A 584-nucleotide genomic window follows, 5' to 3' on the forward strand; every position below is an offset into this window, starting at 1 on the left:
ACCCGGCGACGAGCAGCGGTCCGAGGAGCATGATCAGGGTTACGGGGCGGCGCATCAGCGCACCCTACGGCAGTGATCAGCTTTCGTGGGGGCGTCTCGGCTGGCACCGGTTGCGAGACCCTGCCAGGCTGGCGCTCGTGTATGACTACGACCTGCTGGTGCTGGGCTCCGGACCGAGTGGACAGAAGGCGGCCATCGCCGCGGCCAAGCTGGGCCGCCGCGTCGCGATAGTGGACCGCCGCGACATGCTCGGCGGCGTGTGCATCAACACCGGCACCGTGCCCTCCAAGACGCTGCGCGAGGCGGTGCTCTACCTGACCGGCCTGAGCCAGCGCGACCTCTACGGCAGCAGCTACCGGGTCAAGGAGGACATCACCGTCGCCGACCTGGCCGCCCGCACCCAGCACGTGATCACCCGGCAGACCGACGTCATCCGCAACCAGCTGGCCCGCAACAAGGTCGCGCTGATCACCGGCACCGGCCGGTTCGCCGACGCCCACTCCGTCTGGGTGGACGCCGGCTCCGGCCGGGAGACCCGGGTCAGCTTCGACAAGGCGGTCGTCGCCGCCGGCACCCGCCCGGCC

Annotated in this window: 1 protein-coding gene; it reads left to right on the forward strand. The window is 71.1% G+C overall.

Translation table 11 applies throughout. From position 1 onward, the window contains the following. Nucleotides 1–137 precede the first annotated feature (137 nt). The coding region (locus EAD96_RS00190) for an FAD-dependent oxidoreductase (RefSeq protein WP_121682859.1) at nt 138–584 on the forward strand (447 nt) is incomplete at its 3' end.

The sequence above is a fragment of the Micromonospora sp. BL1 genome, assembly GCF_003667485.1.
Lineage (GTDB): Bacteria > Actinomycetota > Actinomycetes > Mycobacteriales > Micromonosporaceae > Micromonospora > Micromonospora tulbaghiae.